Origin of the sequence: Pedobacter polaris, assembly GCF_005116505.1 — a bacterium.
GTDB lineage: Bacteria > Bacteroidota > Bacteroidia > Sphingobacteriales > Sphingobacteriaceae > Pedobacter > Pedobacter polaris.
Window position 1 is genome coordinate 154,863 of record NZ_SWBR01000002.1, and the last position, 20,468, is coordinate 175,330.

Sequence of the window (20,468 nt, forward strand, 5' to 3'; positions counted from 1 at the left end):
TAATGTTAAATCAAACTCTTTGAAGAAGTATTTGATTTGTATTATCTTTAGGCCTGATCAATACAGTGGATGCCCGATAAAGAAGATTTTAATACAGAGAAGCTAGATTACAGTAAACTTGCGCCTATATTAATGGCAAACAAAACCAGCAGTTTGGGCTTGGCAGATCAGCGCCCTTTAAAAACTGTGGTCATTTTAAGTAGGCATCGTTTTTACAGACATTTAGTAGTAGAGTTGACAACTGCTGCATTAAGCCAAAACGGGAAACTTAAAAACCCAATCAACACGCTAGATCCGCTTGACTTTGTTTGGAAAAGCGAAAAACAAGAAGAACTAAAGTTTTATACTGGCATTTCGAGCTTTAAAAATAATTACAACGAAAACAGAACAGGCGCTGATCTCGAAGCCTTAAAAGTGATCGTAGCAAATCCACTAAACCTACAATTTTACCAACATGATGAAAAAGCTGCTGCAACCGTAAATGCCAGCTCGCTTGTACCGGTAAAGGTTTCTATACTGAAAGTAAATTTAGAGCTCAGTGTAGACGAAAGGGGAGATAATTTTGCCATATCTGGACTACTTCATCTCAATAGCAAAGCCTATGCTATGGAAGACGTCGAACTTCGTTTCCATTACTTTGTGCAGGTAAAAGAACAATTATACTTAATAGATAACCCATATTTTTTAAGTGTAATCGATTTTTTTAAGCAGCATCGCAACAACTTAGTCATAGAAAGACCTGAGTACGAAGATTTTCAACAGAACGTATTAGCGATATTAGAAGAGAAAATTAAAATTAACTACGCTTACCTTAAAAAAGCTACTCAAAAGCAACTCGTTGAGCAGGGTTTCGACCTAGACAATGAGGAAATTGTATACCTATCAGAATCTGATGATTTTGTGCTACTTACTCCTGTAATGAGGTACGGAGCTTTAGAAATCCCTATCATCTCCCAAAAACAAATCAGAGCTAAAGACAAAAGAGATAAATTTTTTACCCTAGATCGCGACAGCCAAAAAGAACTTCAATTTATTACCAACATTGCAAAAATGCATCCTTTCTTCACAGAACAGGCTGCCGAATTTGCTGAACAACTACATGCAGATTGTTTTTATATGCACCGCAAGCACTTTCTAGAACCAGGCTGGTTTTTAACTGCATTTGAAGCTTGGCGAAGCAAGGGCATTGCCATTTTGGGTTTTAACGAACTTAAAAACAATAAACTAAACCCATACCAAGCCAATATTACTATTAATGTGGTGAGTGGCATAGATTGGTTTGAAACTGCGATAAAAGTAAAATTCAATAAACAAACCGTTTCTTTAAAACACCTACACAAATCTATCCGCAATAAAAGCAAGTTTGTACAGCTAGATGATGGTACCACAGGCATATTGCCAGATGAATGGCTAGCTAAGTTTGAAAGTTATTTTGGTGCTGGCGAAATTGTGGGAGAGACTCTGCATACCCCAAACATCAATTATGCAGCCGTAGCAGAACTGTATGAAGAAGAGTTATTAGACTTAGCAACCAGAGAACGTCTTACCTTATACCGCTCCCAACTTTCAGCTTTCGAGGCCATTGAAGCTGTTACTGTGCCTGCAACACTTAATGCCACTTTAAGAGGTTATCAGCAAGATGGTCTAAACTGGCTTAACTTTTTAGATGGATTTAACTTTGGTGGTTGTTTAGCCGATGACATGGGCCTAGGAAAAACAATACAAATATTAGCCTTTATCTTATCTCAACGAGAAAAAATAGGGCACAATACGAATTTGGTTGTAGTGCCTGCATCGCTGGTATTTAACTGGCAACAAGAAATTAAAAAGTTTGCGCCAAGCCTTAAAGTGTTAACCGTTTATGGCTCAGACCGGGCAAAAATTGTAGCTAATTTTAGCAAGTATGAGGTTATCCTTACTTCTTACGGCACATTACTATCAGACATTAAATGGATTAAAGATTACCGCTTCAATTACATTTTTTTAGATGAATCGCAAACCATTAAAAACCCAGATTCACAACGTTACAAAGCTGTTCGCTTGCTGCAATCGCGCAACAAGGTAGTAATGACAGGTACACCGATAGAAAACAATACTTTTGATTTATACGGACAGCTATCTTTTGCTTGCCCTGGCTTGTTGGGTAGCAGAGAACAATTTAAACAATTGTATTCGGTGCCTATAGATCAGTTTAAAGATGCTAGGCGAGCAGCAGAACTGCAAAAACGGATCAATCCTTTTTTACTAAGGCGAACCAAAGAGCAAGTTGCCAGCGAATTACCAGATAAAACAGAAATGGTAATTTACTGCGAAATGGGCGAGCAGCAACGTGAAATATATGATAGCGCTCGAAACGAAATTAGGGCTTATTTAATGGGAACAGCAGAAGATGAGCTTACCAAAAGCAGCATGCATGTATTGCAGGGCATTACCAAGTTAAGGCAAATTTGTAATTCGCCCGCCATACTCAGCAAAGAAAAATACTTTGGCAATGCTTCTGCCAAAATGGATGTACTTTTAGAGCAAATAGAAAGCAAGGCGCCCTACCATAAAATTCTGGTATTTTCGCAATTTGTAAGTATGTTAGATTTGGTAAAGGACGAGCTAGCGAAACGCAACATTACCTTTGCTTACCTTACTGGGCAAACCAAAAACAGAGAAGCGGTAGTAAATTCTTTTCAAAATAACCCCGAAATAAGGGTATTCCTTATCAGTTTAAAAGCCGGGGGCATTGGCTTAAATTTAACCCAGGCGGCTTATGTTTACCTTATCGATCCTTGGTGGAACCCAGCCATAGAGAACCAAGCCATAGATAGGGCCTACCGCATTGGGCAACACCAAAATGTAATGGCAGTTCGCCTCATTTGTCCAGATACTATAGAAGAAAAAATCATGCTCATGCAAGAAACTAAAAAGGATTTGGCAAGCGACCTGATTAAAACAGAAGAGTCTATTTTTAAAGCTTTAACGAAGCGTGATTTGTTAGCGTTGATATAAGTTTGGTAAATGCGATAAGAAGATAGATATGCGGGAATAATAGTCAGCTGCGTAATCAATGCAATGAGCAGCAAAATGTATTTTTTAACACATTTACACGTTATCAGTGTGCTTAGCAATAAAACAATTGCCATCGACAAAAAAATCCACAAAAAAGAATTACGCTATTAGCTTAATTATCAGTGTATAAGCAATAAAATATAATTTTATTTTAAACGTTAATAACTATTCTTGCAATAAATTGACAAATATAATTAGCTTGCATAAAGAAGTTAAGCCAATACTTCAAACCTGCAGCCTGTTAACATAATGATAATTTAATGTTATGCTGAAGTTATTTTAATTTTACCAGACGCTATTACCAGTTTAAGAACTGGCCTTTTTAAAATTTTAATAATGGACCTATGAACACTACTAATTTTGCAATTATTATTTTACTTGTGCTCGATATCGTGGTGATAGGCCTTGCCCTTAACGCGGATAAACAATTACACAACCATATTGTCATATCTAAGCACTATAATTTTAAACCTACTAAGAATGGATTTGATAGAAAAAGTTCATTTGATTTAATTAGCTATTGCAAACGAATTGTAAAGTTATTTAGGATAGGGTAGAAAGGTTGTTGTACTTTACAGGAGATATCTCATCGCTGCGTTACGTTCGATGTAACTGCAAGAGAGAAAAGCTATGCACTTTCTTTCTAACGACCACTCACTAATACGTACTGGCAAATTATTTGTTACCAGTGCTGTATGCTGTGTTGCTTCGATATGAATGTTAAGCAGCAACACTCAACAAGCTTACCTCAACCTCAGTACCTTTACCCGTTTCACTAGCTACTTTTAATTTGCCACCCATTAAATTAGCAAATGTTTTGCAGAGCATTAAACCCAATCCGGTTCCTGTTTCTTTATTGGTGCCAGGTCTGCTGGTTTGGTGATAGGTAGTTTCATCGCTATTTAATTGTGCCAATATTTCTGTTGGCATACCAATACCACTATCGCTTATTTTAAAATTGATATGCTTATTATCTTGTAATGCACTTAGGTTAATTGTACCCTTATTTGGGGTAAACTTAATGGCATTGGCCACTAGGTTGCGCATAATGAGTTCTGTCATGTCGCCATCAGCGAAAACTTGCATATCAGTATCAATAGTATTGGTAATATATATGCCTTTTTTAGCAGCTTGTACTGCTAAAGTGTTTATAACCTGGTCTGCAATAGGTTTTAAATGTTGCATTTTAAGTTGTGGTTGGTAACCTTGTAATTGACTTCTACTCCAGTTTAATAAGTTTTCCATCATTACTGAAGTATGGTTGAGCGTTTGGCTAATCTTTTCGGCATAAACCCTAATCTTGTCCGACGAAAGGTCATGATCTTCCAGTAGGTAATTAAAAGAAGTTAAGGTGTTTACAGGCGCCCGCATGTCGTGCCCAATGATGCTAAAAATACGATCCTTAACGGCATTTACCTGTTCAAGGTCTTTCTTCTGCAATGTAATAAGTGCATTTAGGTTTCTGGTTTTGCGTTGGTTGTAAAAAATAAAAATGGCAATGCCAATAGCCATTACAGCAAGCAAAGCAAAAAAGATTTGCATTCTGTTTTTGGTTGCTATCTCTTGCTTTTGTGTAAAAATCTGTTGTTCGCTAGTTTGTTTGTCTAGTTTAGCTTGTAAACGGTCTTTTTGCATAGCTGCTGTCTGCAATTTCTTCTGATTTTCTAGCTCGTTTTTGCGCTTGGTAAATAACAATTCGCTGTTTTCTTTTTGCTGTAAAGTTAGCTGTAGCAGCTTTTTGTTCAATAGCAACTGCTGTTGTTGCTGTAGGTTTAGTACGTATTGATTGGCTATTTTTTCATCTTTTAACTTGGTATCATACTTAGCCTGCAAGTTTAAAATTTCGGCTACTTTTTCTTTCTCATAAAGACTTTGGTCTATTCTAAAGAGAGAATCAGAATAAGCCAATGCTTTTTGGTATTCGCCTTTAATTTTATAAATGCTATATAGGTTGCTAAATAAACCTCTTTTTAATACCCTTTCATTATTGCCAGAAGAGTTGGCCAAGGCTTGTAAAATATAGGCCTCTGCTTTATCATACTCCTTCATTTCGAAAGTTAATTCGGCTAAGTTTTGGTAAATACTTTGTTTGTAATAAGCACTATTTCCTTTGTCTACTATAATTTTAGATTTTTCAAAAGAGACCAGCGCATCTTTAAATTTTTTGGCCCTACGCTGACTGATACCTAGATTCATTAAAGTGCTGATTTGATTACCTTCTAATCCTTTCTTTTCATTTAAAGATAGGGCTAGTTTATAAGACTCAATAGCAAGTTCGTATTTACCCTGACTGTCATTTAATATGCCAACGTAGTTGTAACTTATGGCTTGTTCTGGAATTAGGTTTTCTTTTTTAGTAATGGCAATAGCGGTTTGGATCAACTGATTGGCATTGTCATAAGCTTTGAGCTGGATTTGGATCCAAGTGAGATCTAAATGAGCACGCCATAGATTTTTAGGTTCATTAATTTTTTGGTAAACAGCCAAGGCCTGCATGTAATAAGGATAGGCATTCGAATATTCGCCAATAAGTATATATGCATAACCAATAGTTAAATAACTAAGGCCAAGCAAGTGTTGATTGTTGTATTGTAGCGCATTTTTAATAGCTAGATTGGCTATTTCATTGCGCAATGGTTTTTTAGTAACTAGCAAATTATAAGCATATTCGTTAGTTTTTTTGATCCGAATACTATCTACTTGTATTTTTTGAAGAGCTACATAGATACTGTCTGTAGCCGCATTTTTTTGTGCGAATAAATGCGTTGGAAATAAGTTGAGCAATACACCGAGGAGTGCACTAATTAACAATCTGTACATGAAGAGCTTTAAGTTGGATTATTTTCTAAAGATTAGAAAAAATGTTAACTTTTAATTAAATTTTTGTTTTTTTTAATTAAGAAGTTATTGTTAAAGCAAGCTTCAATTAGTTAGGGGAAAGGAACACACAGAAAGAAACTGCATCATTTGTACAGTTATGAAAAAAAAGCACCAATCTAATTAAAGTTGGTGCTTTTTATGAATGCAAGTTAACGCTCTTTAGCCCTACTAAAATCTAAAAAACCGAGTAGCAAAATCACAGTTGCATAAGCTGCGGAGCTCCATAACACATAAGGTACTTTCGCCGCGTTTTGCTTGATGAAAATAAAGCCTGAAAAAGTATAGAAATATTTATCAGCATCAACAACATGGTAGCCAACCATGTTAATTATACCTAAAATATAACATAAAACTCCTACACCCATTGGTAATAAAAAGCTTTTGAAACGTAATCCCATCCAAAATTGAATTGTAGAAAGCGCCAAAATAGCAATATAGGTTTTTGAAGTAATGGCTAACAGTTTTTGCCAATCTAAAGCGTGTGAGTTATAGTTGAATTTTGGATTAAGCATACCTGAAAATACGCACGATATACCAATGAGAAGTAAACTTGCTATCAAAAACACCAAAATAAAGAACTGAAATACTAAAAATTTAGATAGATAGAGCTTTCCCAATGACTGGGGAGAAGCAAACACTTGTTTCCAGGTATGGTTTCTATATTCTATCTGTGGTAATAATGTGCTAATTAAAATAACAAACATGGGTAAGAATAGGAAGCTAATCATGCCAATACCCTGATAAAAATAAAAATTCCACCCTTCTTTACTAATTTTTGCTATATCATCAGATAGATGGCCATCATGCGATTCTTTAATAACCAATAACATAAATAAGGGTACAAATGCGGCCATAACCAAAGTTAAGATCCAACTAGGTGAACGTTTGGTTTTTAAGAATTCAGATCTTAAAGAAATAGCTAAGCTCATGCGTGTTGTGTGGTTAAGTCCATAAATAATTGTTCCAGATTGTTTTGCTGCGGATGAAGCAAATAGATATCTAACTGCTTTTCGTGCAACGCTCGGCTCATTTTTGCTATTTCTTGTTCATCTTGGTAAGCAATTGAAATGGCATGTCCAATATACTCAGGCGTGTAAGCTTTAAGCACATCCATTGCTAGTTGATCATCAGAGGTATGAATGAGTACGCTAGATTGTTTCTTTTGTAGCTGCCCTAATGCATGCAACGAACCTTGAAAAATGATTTCACCTTTAGAAATAATTCCTACATGGCTTACCATTTTCTCTATTTCAGAGAGTTGATGACTAGACATTAAAATGGTCATCCCTTCTTCTTTGTTTAATTTCTTAACCAATTCCCTTAATTCAATAATTCCGGTAGGGTCTAAACCATTTGCCGGTTCATCTAAAATCAATAATTCGGGATTTGGCAAAAGTGCTAACGCTACAGATAAGCGTTGCTTCATGCCCAAAGAAAATTGCTTTACTTTTTTACTGCCTGTTTTATCCAATCCAACAATTTTTAGCACTTCGGTCAATCTTGCTTTAGAAGCACCATACAATTCACGGTAAACTTCTAAGTTTTCATTGGCTCGCAAATGTCCATACAAAGACGGAGTTTCTATCAATGAGCCAATCTTTTTTAAAATCTCTATGCGATTAGTGCCAAATTCTTGTCCAAATATTTCAATTTTACCAGTTTGTAATTTCGATAGGCCAAGTAACAAGCGTAAAGTGGTGGTTTTACCAGCCCCATTTGGACCAAGAAAGCCGTAAATTTCTCCTTTTTTAACTGCTAGGTTAATGTCGGTTAAGGTTTTTACCCCTTTGGTATGGCGATGTTCTAGCCCTGTTGTTTTAATGATATAGTTATCGTTCATCTTTAATTTGTTTGGTTGGTAAGCTTAAAGGCTTGAACCTTCAGATACATCATTATTATTAATACCCTTTTTATTTTTCTTAATGGAATCCTTCAATTTACCAAAACGATAATTTAAGCTAGTGGTAAAATTTCTCTGATAGTTTTGATTGTATGATTCTTGGATAAAGTTTGGTCCATTGGTATAATTGATAGCTTTTCTGTATTTGTTAAAGGCATTATTTGCTGCAAATGAAAGGGTCAATTTGTTGTCGAACAAATCTTTATTTAAGCTAAATGAAGAGAAAACAAAAGAATTTGAAGTTCCTTGGATAGATAAATTAGGCCCATTGTAATTTACACTAGCAGTAGCTTGCCAAGTTTTGCTTGGGCGATAAGTTAAAGATGTAAATGCACGTCTCATTAACCCTTGCTTATCTAAATCAACGCCATTAATTTCTGCTTTTACAATACCATAATTCGCCATTGCACCAAGCACCCCTCTTAATTTACTGCTAAAAGGATAGTTAATATTTACATTTAAACCAATTAGTGTAGCACTTCCAGTATTTGCATAACTAGTACGGGTAATTTGGGTTACTGGATCAGTTACTACACTCGGCATGATAATTCCAGTTCCGTGAAGTGCACGGAAGCCTATGTTTAATGATGCTTTTTTGAATCTGCTATAATTAACCTCTATGCTGTGCCCTTTCATTGGTTTAAGATCCGGATTTCCTGATGATTCGAAATTTGGATTAGAACGATCAACAAATGGATTCAATTGATTAATGCCCGGTCTTTGGATTCTGGAAGTAAAACCAAAGTTGATACTACTCATATCCTTGAATTTACGATTAACAGAAATTGAAGGAATTAAATTTAATGAGCTTCTATTTAAATTAGAACTAGTAAAAACAGCATCAATTTCGGTCTGTTCTGCTCTAACCCCAGCTTTTACACCCCATTTTTTAATATTAAATTGATAGGTATTGTATATGCCATATACGTTTTGAGTATTATCGAAAATATTGGTTCTTAGGGGATCAAGAATATAATCACCTGATGAATTTAAAGACAAGTACTCGAAATTACTGTTGTTATCTCTAAAAATAGCTTTTACACCTGCTTCGATTGTTAATTTTTTAATCGGTAATACGTAATCAATTTGTACTGTCTGTTCAGATGAGCCTCCAGAGTTTTGCTGTTGATAATCTTTCAGTGCTTCTGGAGTGGGATTGTTTGGAGAAGGATTAATTACCTGATTAAATATTCCAACATTGTTAAACTGATCATTAGTAAATTTATAGTAACGATAAGAAAAGGTTAACAAACGATTTTTGTCTTTTTTAAATCCCAATTGATAATTTAAGGCTGCATCAACACCATTTCCTGAACCAGCTAAATTATTTCGTAACTCATAAGTATGTAATACTTGATTTAAATTATTTAAGGTTGAATATTGATTGCTTAAACTCTCATTGTCATTAGCATTGTAGTTAAATTGCGCTGAAATTAAGTTCAGACTGTCAATTTCAAAACTTAATTCGGTACCTATATAGCCACTTTTTCCAGAAAAATCTTTATTTCCGGTTTGCCATAATTTGGTCTCATTGGCTCCAAGGGTATTTCTTAAATTACTATTGTTCAATAGGGGCGTACTATTTAAATTTCCACCTGCGTTTGTTGCAATGCCAAACTTTCCAGATTTTAAAGTAAATGAGCCTCCAATACCAGGTCCACCAACAGGAAAACGTTCACTTACGTTTATAGTACCATTGGTTCCGTTATCTGCTTTTTTAAAGGTGATGATATTGATGATTCCAGCCAAACCCTCTCCATCATATTTTGCTGGTGGTGTAGTAATTACTTCAATTCTTTCAATGCTAGAAGCTGGCATACTTTTTAAAATATCTTTCGGGTTTCTTTCCATCATGCCAGATGGACGACCGTTAATTAGAATTTTATAATTGCTGTTTCCTTGCAACTGAATGTTCTCATCTCCATCAACAGACAGCATTGGTACTTTTCGCATCATTTCTAACACATTGTTCACTTTGCTCTCAGGATCAGCTTTAACATCATAAGAAATACGGTCTATCTCTTGCTTTATTAACGGACGATCTGCAGTAACCGTTACTCCTTTTAACTGAGTGGGAGTGGCCATTAGCGAGATGTTATTTAAAACTATAGAAGTTGTGCCAAGTGCCACAGGAACTACTTTTGTTTGGTAGCCAACATAAACAATGGCTAACAAATAGTTGCCAGTTGAAAGACCGGTAAGCGAAAATGAACCATCTTTTCCGGTTACAACAGATTTTAACTGAACCTTTTTATCATTCTTTAATAGAATTGAGGCATAGGTAATTGCTTTATTGGCCGATGAGTCGATTATTTTTCCGCTGATTTGTAATGGCGGATTAGTTTGGCTTTTTGCAACGAAGTTGAAGCAAATGCAGCAAATTAAAAAAATTAAAGTCTTCATATTTGTTTGGTTTTGGATTTGTCGTGTGTCTACTTGTTAGTGTACTAGTTAAATAATACACAAGTATACGTAGTTTTTTTATTTTTCCAAATTAAATGTGACGAACAGCTTAAAAAATGTGATGGAAGACCGAATTTTTATTTTTAATAGGGAGCTTAGCTTTCTTATTTTCTCTATCCAATCACTCATAAATTGGTATTATAGGTCAAATATAATAAAGCGCTTTGAATTACAAAGTAATTTGTTAAAAATATTTAACCCTTAATGTAGGGGGAAGCAAAGAATTGTAATAATAGGATTTGTTTAAGCCGAAGCCATGAATGCCTAGCTATTTCTGGCTTAAATATAAAAGCAATATAAACGAAGCCTTAGTATTAAGGCTCCGCTTCATAGAAAAATAGAGTTTTATTTATGGAAAGTAAGATCTAAAGTAATCATAATGTCTTCTGGCATCATTTTATCTTTTATGGTAGCAAAAAAGTCATGATCTTTTGGTTTCTCTTGTAGGTCTATTTTCCATTTTGCACGAGCTATGGTAAGATTGGATTTAACTGTAATGACCTCACCCTTTTTAACAATAGCAGCAGTGAATTCAATGGGATTGGTAATCCCCTTAATTGTCAGATTTCCTCTCACTCTGTAAATTAGAGGAGTAGGAGTAGGCAAAATTTGCTTGACATCCATTGTAGCAGTTGGATGAATATTTACATCAAAAAAGCCTGGTGATCTTAACTCGATATCAATTTTCTCTCTTCCTTTAGCTGTTGGGCGATCCATACTGCGCATACCATTCATATTTATAGTGAAATATGCTGTAGTGGGCTGGCCTTTCCCCGAATAATTTAATTTTCCAGAACTAAAAAGTATGTAACCATTGTGCTTTCCTACTGTTTCTATTTTCCATAAGATTTTACTTTTTTTAATATCTAATAAATAGTTTTGGGCCTTTACAGAAAGAGAAAGCACACACAATAGCAAAATAAGTGTAGTTTTATTGATCATGATTTTATGGGTTTAAAACTGTAAACCTATAGATCAAGATTAAATTTTAGATGATAGATATTGTAAAAAAAAATGTAAACTTTGTAAAAATCAATAAGAACATTTATGGCAACTTATCAAACACGTTCTGATTCTAAAAATAAATACCTTGTTGGGTTAATAGTTTTAATACTATCAGCAATGGCTTCTGTAGCATTTAACTTAAACAATGACAAAGATTTTGAGTTAGCTAGACAGCAAATACTATTGAGAAAGATTGGACATGAGCTGTTGCTACATTCAGGAGATAGTACCTCAAGAGTCTTACCAGTCCAAAGAATTGCGACAAATGAATACCAAATCAGATTTGAAAACGAGTTTAGTTTCAAGCCAGATTCGCTAGTAAAGATTGTAAAGAGTGCACTTGCAAAAGATCAGCTTGCTACAGACTACATAGTTAATGTAAGAAATTGCTCGGGGTTTGGTGTGATTTTCGGTTATGTAATATCTGGTAATGAAAAGAGTGATATAGTGCCTTGTACCAGTAGGATACAACCAAAGGGTTGTTACCTTATAGAAATTGAGTTTCAAAAGATAGGCATGACTACCTCACAGAAAAGCTATCTGATTGGTGGGATTCCCTTACTTGCTTTTTTAGGGTTACTATTTGTTAGATCTAGAGGAGTAAACCAGAAGATTAAAACTGGTAATGAGGTTGGGCAGTTAGAAATAGGCAATACACTTTTTAATGTAGAAGATCGAAAACTCGTTTTTACAGGTAATACAATAGATCTTACCCTAAAGGAAACAAAGCTACTGCTGATTTTAGCAAGTTCGCCAAATGTGATCATAGAAAGGAGCAGACTCCAAAAGGAGATATGGGAAGATGAAGGTGTGATTGTTGGCCGGAGCCTAGACATGTTTATATCTAAGTTGAGGAAGAAATTAGAAGGAGATATATCTATCCAACTCAAAAATATACATAGTAAGGGTTATAAACTAGTAATAAATAGCAGCACTAACTGAGTTTGTTAAGCCCCTAATTTTCTTGTGTTAGTTTTGTACGGTAAATTGCTAACACTTGATCAAAAGAGATTTTTAGCCATTCTGTATAAAGATCTGGATGTAGTCGGAGATCTTCTACTAAAATATCCAAATCAATATATTTATAAGCTGATACTTCATCTGGATTTAAAGTTGGTTTATCGTCTGAAGAGCCAAAATAGACATGGTCATACTCATGCTCTAAAAGTCCATCTTTTACATCAGCTTTATATAAAAAGCTAAAGCCATATATTAAATCACACTCCATACCCATTTCTTCTTGTAGCCTTCTATTTGCTGCAATAATAGTCTTTTCACCAATCCTTGGGTGACTACAACAGGTATTCGTCCATTTACCACCTGAATGATATTTGCCTAAAGCTCTTTGTTGTAAGAGCAATTGACCTTTTTTGTTAAATATAAAAATTGAAAAAGCCCGATGTAAAGTGCCAGATAAGTGCGCCTGCATTTTAGACATCGATCCAATTTCTTTATCGTTTTGATCTACTAATATTACGTTATCTGTCAATTCTTTATTCTCTTATAGCCTAATCAGCAAAAATAGATAATTTTTCTATACTAAATGACTTTCATCAGTATTGTAAGGGTTCGTGTAGAATTTAGTCCTGTTTGTATAGAATATCGCCCTGTTCGTATAAGGAAGATGTAAAGATCATGAACATTGATCATATTCAAAGAATAAAAAGTGCCCTAATCAATAGATACAGTATGAAAATTCAATTTGGATATATTTTAAAAGATTTAAGAAAATCGAAAAACTTAAGCCAGCAAGAACTGGCAAATTACTTATGCATTAGTAGGCCAACCTATCTTAGGTTTGAGAAAAACCTAGTAGAAGCCCCACTATCTAAACTTTTCGAATTATCAGAGCTTTATCAATTAGATGTAGTTAAGTTAATTTCTAAAGATCAGTTAAAGCGCACCAAGCAGAAAAAGAATAAAAAATTATTGATTACTAATGAAATGCATCATGTGAAACAAATGGTAGATTTAGCGGTTCATCTTACAGGTTGATTTTGCCTAAAATCTATTTGAACCTTTAGATTTTCTATATGAACAGGTGAATTTTCTTTTCAAGATAATTATTTTATTTTGGAGAAATCATCATTTTTGTACATATTGGTATAACTAGAAAATTAGGATGTACAAGTGTATTATAATTGATGATGAACCACATGCCATTGAGGGATTAAAAGGATACATTAATGCAATGCCTGAACTTTCTTTGTTAAAAAGTTATGTTGATCCACTTATTGCATTAAAAGAAATTAATAGCAATGAGCCAATAGATATTATTTTTTTAGATGTAGATATGCCTAAAATTAATGGGATAGAACTTTCTAAAGAGATCAGAAGTAAAACCAATAAACTTGTTTTTACCACAGCACATACTAAATATGCTTATGAAGCATTTGAGGCAAATGCCGATGCTTATCTGTTAAAACCCTATTCATTAGGTAAGTTTATAATTACTATAAATAAATTATTTCCGGCACAAGAAAAAGGTAGTCAAAATTTTGCTGAAAAATCAATTAAGGAAAATTTTTTCTTTGTGAAAAGTAGGGAAGATGATTTAAAGATATTAAAGATCAAATATGAAGATATAATTGCTGTAGAAAGCAAGCAAAATTACATTATGATTTATACTACCACAAAAAAGGTATTAACATATATGTCATTAACTGAAATTGCTAAAATATTGCATGAAATGCCTAATTTCATGCAATTGCATCGAAGTTTTGTAATCAACCAAGATCAAATTGAAACCATAGACGGAAATTTAGTTAAGATGACGAATGGCATCCGACTAACTGTTGGTGAGAATTACCGTAAAGAATTTAATGTATTTGTAGCAAATAGGTTAATCAAAGCGGGAAAACAACCGTAATCCCGCTTTGATTGCCAAGCGATTACCTACCTTTTAAGTATGCCGGTTAACGTAGTAGTTATTGTTGTCATACTGGTAGTTGGTTCTGTTTCGCCTTTGCCGATTTTAGAACTACTTTGTTTGTAAGTGAATAATACACTTGATTTAATTTTAAGAGCTTTTTGTTTCATATTGTTTAAATTTTTATGAAACTTAGGACGATGAAATTTAGAAGTGAAACAAGTTATACAGAAGGGATATTTTTCTATTCGAAACCGTAGATTATGCTGAAAAATAGTTTAAACTGGATAAAAAAATATAAAATTCATTTTATAGTTTGGGCCTTGTTCATGCTATATGAAACTGTTGTTATCGGTCTTCTTTTTAATCTATACGGTAATCCAATAATTTACATTGCTCACTATATTGTTATCGTCTCAATTTTTTATGTACACGCTAACTTTATTTTAGCCTGGGCACTTAGAGATAAAACAAATGTGATTTGGAGGCTCCCTTTCATTATTATTATTCAAATTATACTTTATATTTTACTTAATTATTCAGCTGATTTAATACTGATTGGTCTAAATTTAATTGAGGTAAAAGGAAAGCATAACTTAGATTCGACATTTATATTAAGAAATTTATATAGGGGTATTTATTTTTTAGGCTTTTCTACAGGTTATTATTTCCTAAGTAACTTCTTAAGCCAAAGAAAGAAAACGGAAGAACTAGAAAAAGAAAAGCTAGAAAAAGTTATCCAGCAACAAAAAACAGAACAAGAGTTAATTATTGCTCAAAATGCGTTTTTGAAGGCACAGATTAATCCTCATTTTTTATTCAATACACTTGATTTTATCTACCATAAGGTAAATATGCATTCAGAAATTGCTGGAGAGGCAGTAATTAGGTTGTCTCAAATGATGCGTTATGCTATCGATTCTGATGAAATGGAAAATACCATTTATTTGGCTGATGAAATAGAACAGGTAGAAAATCTAATATACCTTTATCAAATCCGTAAAACGAATGATTTAAATGTCTATTTTTCTTACACTGAAGATGTAAAACATTTGCAACTGATCCCCCTAGTACTACTCACCTTAGTAGAGAATATTTTTAAACATGGTGATATCAGTGATGATGATGATATTGCCTACATTAATTTAAGCATTCTTAATGAATTGCTCCAAATTCAAACTGTAAATTTAATTAACCATCATAAAGTTAAAAATACCACAAATTCTGGGCTAAACAACATTCACAAAAGGTTATGTTATGCCTATGGCAATGAAGTTTCGTTTCAATACCAAAGTATAGATCAACATTTCAAGGCGAATATTGAAATACCTGTTAAACTGTTGAAATTGCCAATTTAGTATGTAATATCCTTATTAAATAATGGTATATAATCGTTTCATATATTCTTTGGTCAGCAAGGAAAAGTCTATTGATGTGCATGTGTATTAAATCTGCTAATAATGTTTGTTTAACAGCTTGGTCTTCACAACTAACCATTAGTTTACTAAATAAATTTTTCCATTTTTTATTTATACCAATTGGTCGTTGAATAATTTCTTTAGCTAAATTTCCTTTTAATTGATTAAAATTTGTATTTATTTTTTTAAAACTTGTAGCCTCTAAATTCATTTCCTCTGCAAAACTTTTAGCCATTTTTTTAACAAATGAAATTTGCTCTTCCAAAGTTTCAAAACAAAGTTCACATAATTCCTTTACTACATGTGTTGCGTTTATCATCAACTGATAATCGGAGGTAGAATGTTTAACTAGGAAGAGTGCATAAATACTATCTTCCTTAAAAAATTGCTCAATTAAATCTATTTTTTTGCTACCATAGCGTTGGTTTTCTTTGTGGTACGTTTGCAGTTTAAAATCAGTAATTAAGCCTTTTTGCATTTCAGGTTCTACTAATTTTTGTAATGCTTGGATTAGTATAAACCCTAAGTTGGTATTTTTTAAATGCAAACGTAAACGAATGTGCGGTTTTGGGTCTGTATACCGGATATAGAACCATTTTTTTAGGTGTATTTTATTGATATTTAAATAGTTTCTAATTAAGCCAAGTAAAATCGAGTTGCTTTTAGCTGGATGGCAATAAATTTCAAAATATAACCATTCAGAACCAGGTAAGTAGAATTGAACAGGTTCATTTGGCTTTGGAGAACTAGGGTTATAAACTCTATCCTGATGGTAATAATTTACAATATATTGAGGAGAATAAAGATTATTTTCTTCGTCTTTAATATAATCTACCTCAGCTAATAAGGCTTCGGTAATGTAAATTTCGTCTTGCTGTTTGCTATAATTTAACAATGCCCATAGATCCTCTTTTTTTTTAGGGTCGAAACTTAAAGATTGGTCTGCATAACCAACTTTAAATATCTTGTCTATGTGTTGAGCTGCTAACCAATTGCTAATGCTTGTTATATCATTTAGCGCTGATGAAGGTAAAAGCCACATAGCTGGGGAAATGATAATCTCTTTAAAATTAACTCTGGGATAATATACTAAACCCGGAAAAAAATCTTGCAATTTAAAATTAAAGCTAGTCAACAGACCTTGACATTGGATATCACATAAAAATCGATAAACAGCCAAATCTGAACGCGTATAATTATAAGCAGATGGAATTCTGGGTATTAACCTCTTGCCTAAACTCTTCGATTTTAATATCACTTCATTCTGCTCAACAGCAACTAAAATATCGTTTAAATCTAATGGATTATTCGTGTCAGACCAAGTTAAAATAGGTAGTTCATATGGGTATAATTGTTTTCTTCTATTTACATTATCTACTTTATTTTCTGCTTGGTAAGCGATATCAAAAAATAATACATTGGAATTGGCATTCATTTCTAAATCTGCAATTGCTCTTGCATCATTTTCAAATTCTTGATTAACTATTGTAAAACGACCTAACAAAGCGTTTGCAGTACTGCCACCAGTATGTGCTAAAACAGGCTTGCCATGATATAAATGAAAAATCAAGCTAAAAGTATTTGGTAACATTGAGTTACCTTTCTCCTCAACCTCAAATTCATTTAAATCTATAGTTACATTTGCTAGCATTTTTTTCAATAAGAATTGTTGCAACTTCCCATAGTTAATTTGTTTTTCTAGTATGTTACCTTTCAAATTCTTTATTTCATCAACCAATATGTCTGTACCACTCAATTGCGCTAAATTGCCATAACCAATCCCTATTTCAGGATCCATCAGCTGAGCTAAACTCATTTCCTTATGTTCAAATCTTTTGACAAACTCACTTTTAAAATTTGACAGATCAGTATTTTGAGGCACTTTAAAACATTTGGTAAAAAAAGCAATCATTTCTGGAAGAGACTTTAATAATTTTCCGTCAAAATGTCCTTGTAGTAATGCTCTTTCTGCAATGATGTAATTCCTCGCCTGTTTTGGGTATGCGATTTGTAGTTTAGTGAAATAATCTTCACCTGTAATGTTGGCTTGTAAATCTGTATGCAATAACTGCAAATCCACCAATTGTTGTAATAGATGTTTTGTACTCCTCTTGTCCATATTAAAAACATTTTTCATAAGCTCATAAATACTTCCTAAACTGGTTTTTATTTTACAGTTAAGTAATATTGTATTGAGCTCTGGCAACGCAGTTACAGCAGCAAGTTCAAATGTATCGGCTGAAGTTTTAAGGTATCTGATTTCATCTTCAACTAGGTAAATAGAAGAATTGCTACATATGTAATTTATATTTGATACATTATTATTTAGGTAATTCTCTTTTTGATCCCAATTTATCCAATGGTGTTGGAACATATCTTTAGTAATTACAAGATTTTTAGTTTCGGCAAATGACAATTTTACATTTAAAATGGCTGCAAAAGAACCAAATGGGGTAGACCTAAACTTTGCTCTATTAAAGTATTTCCAAATGGTATACTTGGCTTTTTCATCAAGTTGATTTAACTCGCTAGTTTTTAATGTTTTAATTACGGAATGAAATCCAGGTGATGATTCTTCAATTTTAAGTTTTAATTCTTCCCATACCTCTTCAATGGTTTGATTAATACCAAAAGCAGGTGTACGACAAATGATCTTGTCAAGTGGTATAATTTTCATAAAATAAAGATTATGGTAGATTTTTATTTTGGATATGTTAGCATAAAAATGCACAACATCTATAAAAACCATAAGTGTATTAAGATAATCATTAAATGATTACCTAACCAAATTTAATCGATAAAGTAAGTTAGTATAGATAGATTAAATATAAAGAAAAAACATGCTAAACAAACTACTTCTTATAGCTAATGGACTTAAAACAGCATTTAATATATTTTTAAATAAAAGCTTGCTTAAGAATAAGGTCTTAACATAGCTAGAAGTCTCTAACGCTATAAAAAGAAAAACGGAGACGCAGTTGTTACCCTGTGTCCCCGTTTAAATTAACGCTCTCGGGACAAAGATAAAATTATTCTATAATTATTAAAAATATTAGGGATATAAAAGGAAAGCCTCGTTTTTTAACGAGGCTTTCCTAGGTAGATGATTATCTTTAGTATAAGTATAGGGTTTGTTAAGAAATCTTACATTTTAATTCTTCGTAAACCTTAAGGTATTTCTTCAAATGTAACCTGGCATAATGGATTCTTGTTTTCACAGTACCAATTGGCATATCAAATTCCTCTGCAATTTCATGGTATTTGTAGCCTTCGAAATACCTCATAAATGGATCATACAAGTTGGCTGGTAATGAACTTAAGGCTTTCTCAATGTCGCCATTAATGAATTTTTGCTCACCTTGGTTTCTAGATGCACTATGTAGTAACTGACTTGATGAAATTTCATCAGTTGTAGATAAAACCTTTTGGACTCTGGTATTTCTGCGATAATCATTAATAAATGTATTGCGCATAATAGTAAATAACCACGCCCTAAAATTAGTTTCAGGTTTAAACTTAGCAAAATAAGTAAATGCCTTTAAAAGTGTATCCTGAATAAGATCGTTAGCGTTTTCTTCATCGTTGGTAAAGCCCATTGCATAAGCCTTAAGTTTAGCACGATAAGGAATAATCATTGAATCGAAGTTTAATGTTTCTGTTGCCATTTTTAGATAGTTTAGTTTTTCAGAGATCCGATAACAAATTATTGACTTCAAACTTTATACCATGTTCATGGTGGGATGTTATTGGATTACTGTTAAAAAAGTTTAACTATTAATTATTTTTTTTTTGGCATAGCGTAATTATTAAAAGAAAGTAGTTTTTATTGGAATCTAAATCAGATAATATAAAAAAAATAAAATTTATTTTGCCGTATTTAGCGTATTTATACGTTGAATATTAGGTGTTTATCGCAGTAAACCTCCTTTGTCTTTTGGGTAAGATTCCTAAAAAACAATCAGGATTTACAAATATTAGACAGTGATTGTAGTCCATAGAAGCTTAGTTTTGAGTATGAATTATAGTGAAGTTTCTTAAATTTTAGTTATAATTAAGCTCAGTTAAAATATTTTCTAAGCTTTAATATGGCCAATCTAAGTTTAGTTTTAATAGTGCCTAATGGGGTATTAAGTATTTCTGCGGCTTGAACGTGGGTAAATCCTTTAAAATAAATTAAGTTAATAATTTCTTGCTCATCGGCATTTAGACGAGTTAGAAGTTGTTTAATGCCAATGGTTTCTAAATTAATCAGCACATAAGTCTTATGATCAATAATTTCAATTGGAATTTCACCGAGATCATCTGTTTTACTATAATTTAAATGTGCTTTACTTCTAAGTTGATCTATTGCAAGATTTTTTGCAACATTAGCCATCCATGTAAATAACCTGCCTTTTGAACAATCATATTGATTTATGGATTTCCATATTTTAACAAAAGTATCTTGTAAAATATCTTCAGCCACTTCATCAAATTTTATTATTCTTTTAATAATCCCATTTAAAGCTGGAGCATACATCTTGTACAACCTTTTAATGGCTAATGGATTACCTGATTTTAAATCAGCAACTAAAATCTCCTCAATTGAAGGAGGTTTAACTAACCTTAAACTTTGGTAATCAGCTTTCAGAAGGGGAAGTATAAGGGCTAGCATTTCAATGATATCAAATGATTATGATGTTGCAACATATAAGTTGGTGATTTGTTCCGGATATTCCTGCTAAGAATGCGAATTGTAAATGCTTAATAATCAGTGTATTCTAAAAAGGAGTGAAATAATTACGTTTTCTAGCTACTTCCTAAAAACCAAAGCATTTTTTCTGTCGTATGTGAAGCATATAAGACCTTATAACCGAAACTTAAATAAAATTCATTT

At 33.0% G+C, this 20,468-nt stretch carries 14 protein-coding genes; 5 read left to right on the plus strand and 9 right to left on the minus strand.

Features of this window, described 5'->3' with window-relative positions; genetic code table 11:
• Window positions 1–69: 69 nt before the first annotated feature.
• The gene (locus FA048_RS06985) at window positions 70–2,997 is read left to right on the plus strand and encodes a DEAD/DEAH box helicase (RefSeq protein WP_136839526.1); all 2,928 of its coding nucleotides are present in this window, start codon (window positions 70–72) and stop codon (window positions 2,995–2,997) included.
• Window positions 2,998–3,777: 780 nt separating this feature from the next.
• Here FA048_RS06985 and FA048_RS06990 read toward each other — a convergent pair.
• From FA048_RS06990 to FA048_RS07010, 5 genes are all read right to left on the minus strand, one after another.
• A complete protein-coding gene (locus FA048_RS06990; protein ID WP_136839527.1) occupies window positions 3,778–5,877 on the minus strand; it encodes a tetratricopeptide repeat-containing sensor histidine kinase in 2,100 nt (699 codons plus the stop codon).
• A 209-nt stretch (window positions 5,878–6,086) separates the two neighbouring features.
• A complete protein-coding gene (locus FA048_RS06995; RefSeq protein WP_136839528.1) occupies window positions 6,087–6,866 on the minus strand; it encodes an ABC transporter permease in 780 nt (259 codons plus the stop codon).
• Window positions 6,863–7,777, minus strand: a complete 915-nt coding sequence (locus FA048_RS07000; RefSeq protein ID WP_136839529.1) for an ATP-binding cassette domain-containing protein — start codon at window positions 7,775–7,777, stop codon at window positions 6,863–6,865. Before FA048_RS07000 ends, FA048_RS06995 begins: the two co-directional genes overlap by 4 nt.
• A 24-nt stretch (window positions 7,778–7,801) precedes the next feature.
• Window positions 7,802–10,240, minus strand: a complete 2,439-nt coding sequence (locus FA048_RS07005; protein WP_136839530.1) for an outer membrane beta-barrel protein — start codon at window positions 10,238–10,240, stop codon at window positions 7,802–7,804.
• Window positions 10,241–10,645: 405 nt separating this feature from the next.
• Complete coding sequence (locus tag FA048_RS07010; protein WP_136839531.1) at window positions 10,646–11,242, minus strand: YceI family protein; 597 nt, start codon at window positions 11,240–11,242, stop codon at window positions 10,646–10,648.
• Between the two features lie 105 nt (window positions 11,243–11,347).
• Between FA048_RS07010 and FA048_RS07015 the strand changes: the two genes are divergently transcribed.
• Window positions 11,348–12,247 carry a winged helix-turn-helix domain-containing protein gene (locus FA048_RS07015; RefSeq protein WP_136839532.1) on the plus strand — a complete coding sequence of 300 codons (900 nt, stop codon included), beginning with the start codon at window positions 11,348–11,350 and terminating at the stop codon, window positions 12,245–12,247.
• Between the two features lie 13 nt (window positions 12,248–12,260).
• On the opposite strand, the gene idi is transcribed toward FA048_RS07015, so the two are convergent.
• Window positions 12,261–12,794, minus strand: coding sequence for an isopentenyl-diphosphate Delta-isomerase (gene idi / locus FA048_RS07020; RefSeq protein WP_136839533.1), 534 nt, complete (start codon window positions 12,792–12,794; stop codon window positions 12,261–12,263).
• Window positions 12,795–12,994: 200 nt separating this feature from the next.
• On the opposite strand from idi, the gene FA048_RS07025 reads away from it, so the two are divergent.
• The 3 genes from FA048_RS07025 (at window position 12,995) to FA048_RS07035 (ending at window position 15,532) form a co-directional block, all read left to right on the plus strand.
• Window positions 12,995–13,300, plus strand: a complete 306-nt coding sequence (locus FA048_RS07025; RefSeq protein WP_169306827.1) for a helix-turn-helix domain-containing protein — start codon at window positions 12,995–12,997, stop codon at window positions 13,298–13,300.
• A gap of 127 nt (window positions 13,301–13,427) precedes the next feature.
• The gene (locus tag FA048_RS07030) at window positions 13,428–14,174 is read left to right on the plus strand and encodes a LytR/AlgR family response regulator transcription factor (RefSeq protein ID WP_225872503.1); all 747 of its coding nucleotides are present in this window, start codon (window positions 13,428–13,430) and stop codon (window positions 14,172–14,174) included.
• Between the two features lie 263 nt (window positions 14,175–14,437).
• Window positions 14,438–15,532, plus strand: coding sequence for a sensor histidine kinase (locus FA048_RS07035; RefSeq protein ID WP_136839536.1), 1,095 nt, complete (start codon window positions 14,438–14,440; stop codon window positions 15,530–15,532).
• Here FA048_RS07035 and FA048_RS07040 read toward each other — a convergent pair.
• The 3 genes from FA048_RS07040 to FA048_RS07050 all read right to left on the minus strand — a co-directional run bounded on the left by FA048_RS07040 (window position 15,507) and on the right by FA048_RS07050 (window position 20,246).
• Window positions 15,507–18,269: a lantibiotic dehydratase gene (locus FA048_RS07040; protein WP_169306828.1), complete on the minus strand. Its 2,763-nt coding sequence runs from the start codon at window positions 18,267–18,269 to the stop codon at window positions 15,507–15,509. The two genes, FA048_RS07035 and FA048_RS07040, sit on opposite strands and share 26 nt — an antisense overlap.
• A 457-nt stretch (window positions 18,270–18,726) precedes the next feature.
• Window positions 18,727–19,257, minus strand: a complete 531-nt coding sequence (locus FA048_RS07045) for an RNA polymerase sigma factor (protein ID WP_136839538.1) — start codon at window positions 19,255–19,257, stop codon at window positions 18,727–18,729.
• A gap of 392 nt (window positions 19,258–19,649) precedes the next feature.
• Entirely contained in the window at window positions 19,650–20,246 is a 597-nt protein-coding gene (locus FA048_RS07050) for an RNA polymerase sigma factor (RefSeq protein WP_136839539.1), read from the minus strand.
• Window positions 20,247–20,468: the final 222 nt, after the last annotated feature.

Coding starts and splice junctions, on each gene's coding strand:
- FA048_RS06985 (WP_136839526.1), top strand. CDS start 70: ATGCCCGATAAAGAAGATTTTAATACAGAGAAGCTAGATTACAGTAAA.
- FA048_RS06990 (WP_136839527.1), bottom strand. CDS start 5,877: ATGTACAGATTGTTAATTAGTGCACTCCTCGGTGTATTGCTCAACTTA.
- FA048_RS06995 (WP_136839528.1), bottom strand. CDS start 6,866: ATGAGCTTAGCTATTTCTTTAAGATCTGAATTCTTAAAAACCAAACGT.
- FA048_RS07000 (WP_136839529.1), bottom strand. CDS start 7,777: ATGAACGATAACTATATCATTAAAACAACAGGGCTAGAACATCGCCAT.
- FA048_RS07005 (WP_136839530.1), bottom strand. CDS start 10,240: ATGAAGACTTTAATTTTTTTAATTTGCTGCATTTGCTTCAACTTCGTT.
- FA048_RS07010 (WP_136839531.1), bottom strand. CDS start 11,242: ATGATCAATAAAACTACACTTATTTTGCTATTGTGTGTGCTTTCTCTT.
- FA048_RS07015 (WP_136839532.1), top strand. CDS start 11,348: ATGGCAACTTATCAAACACGTTCTGATTCTAAAAATAAATACCTTGTT.
- FA048_RS07025 (WP_169306827.1), top strand. CDS start 12,995: ATGAAAATTCAATTTGGATATATTTTAAAAGATTTAAGAAAATCGAAA.
- FA048_RS07030 (WP_225872503.1), top strand. CDS start 13,428: ATGTACAAGTGTATTATAATTGATGATGAACCACATGCCATTGAGGGA.
- FA048_RS07035 (WP_136839536.1), top strand. CDS start 14,438: ATGCTGAAAAATAGTTTAAACTGGATAAAAAAATATAAAATTCATTTT.
- FA048_RS07040 (WP_169306828.1), bottom strand. CDS start 18,269: ATGAAAATTATACCACTTGACAAGATCATTTGTCGTACACCTGCTTTT.
- FA048_RS07045 (WP_136839538.1), bottom strand. CDS start 19,257: ATGGCAACAGAAACATTAAACTTCGATTCAATGATTATTCCTTATCGT.
- FA048_RS07050 (WP_136839539.1), bottom strand. CDS start 20,246: ATGCTAGCCCTTATACTTCCCCTTCTGAAAGCTGATTACCAAAGTTTA.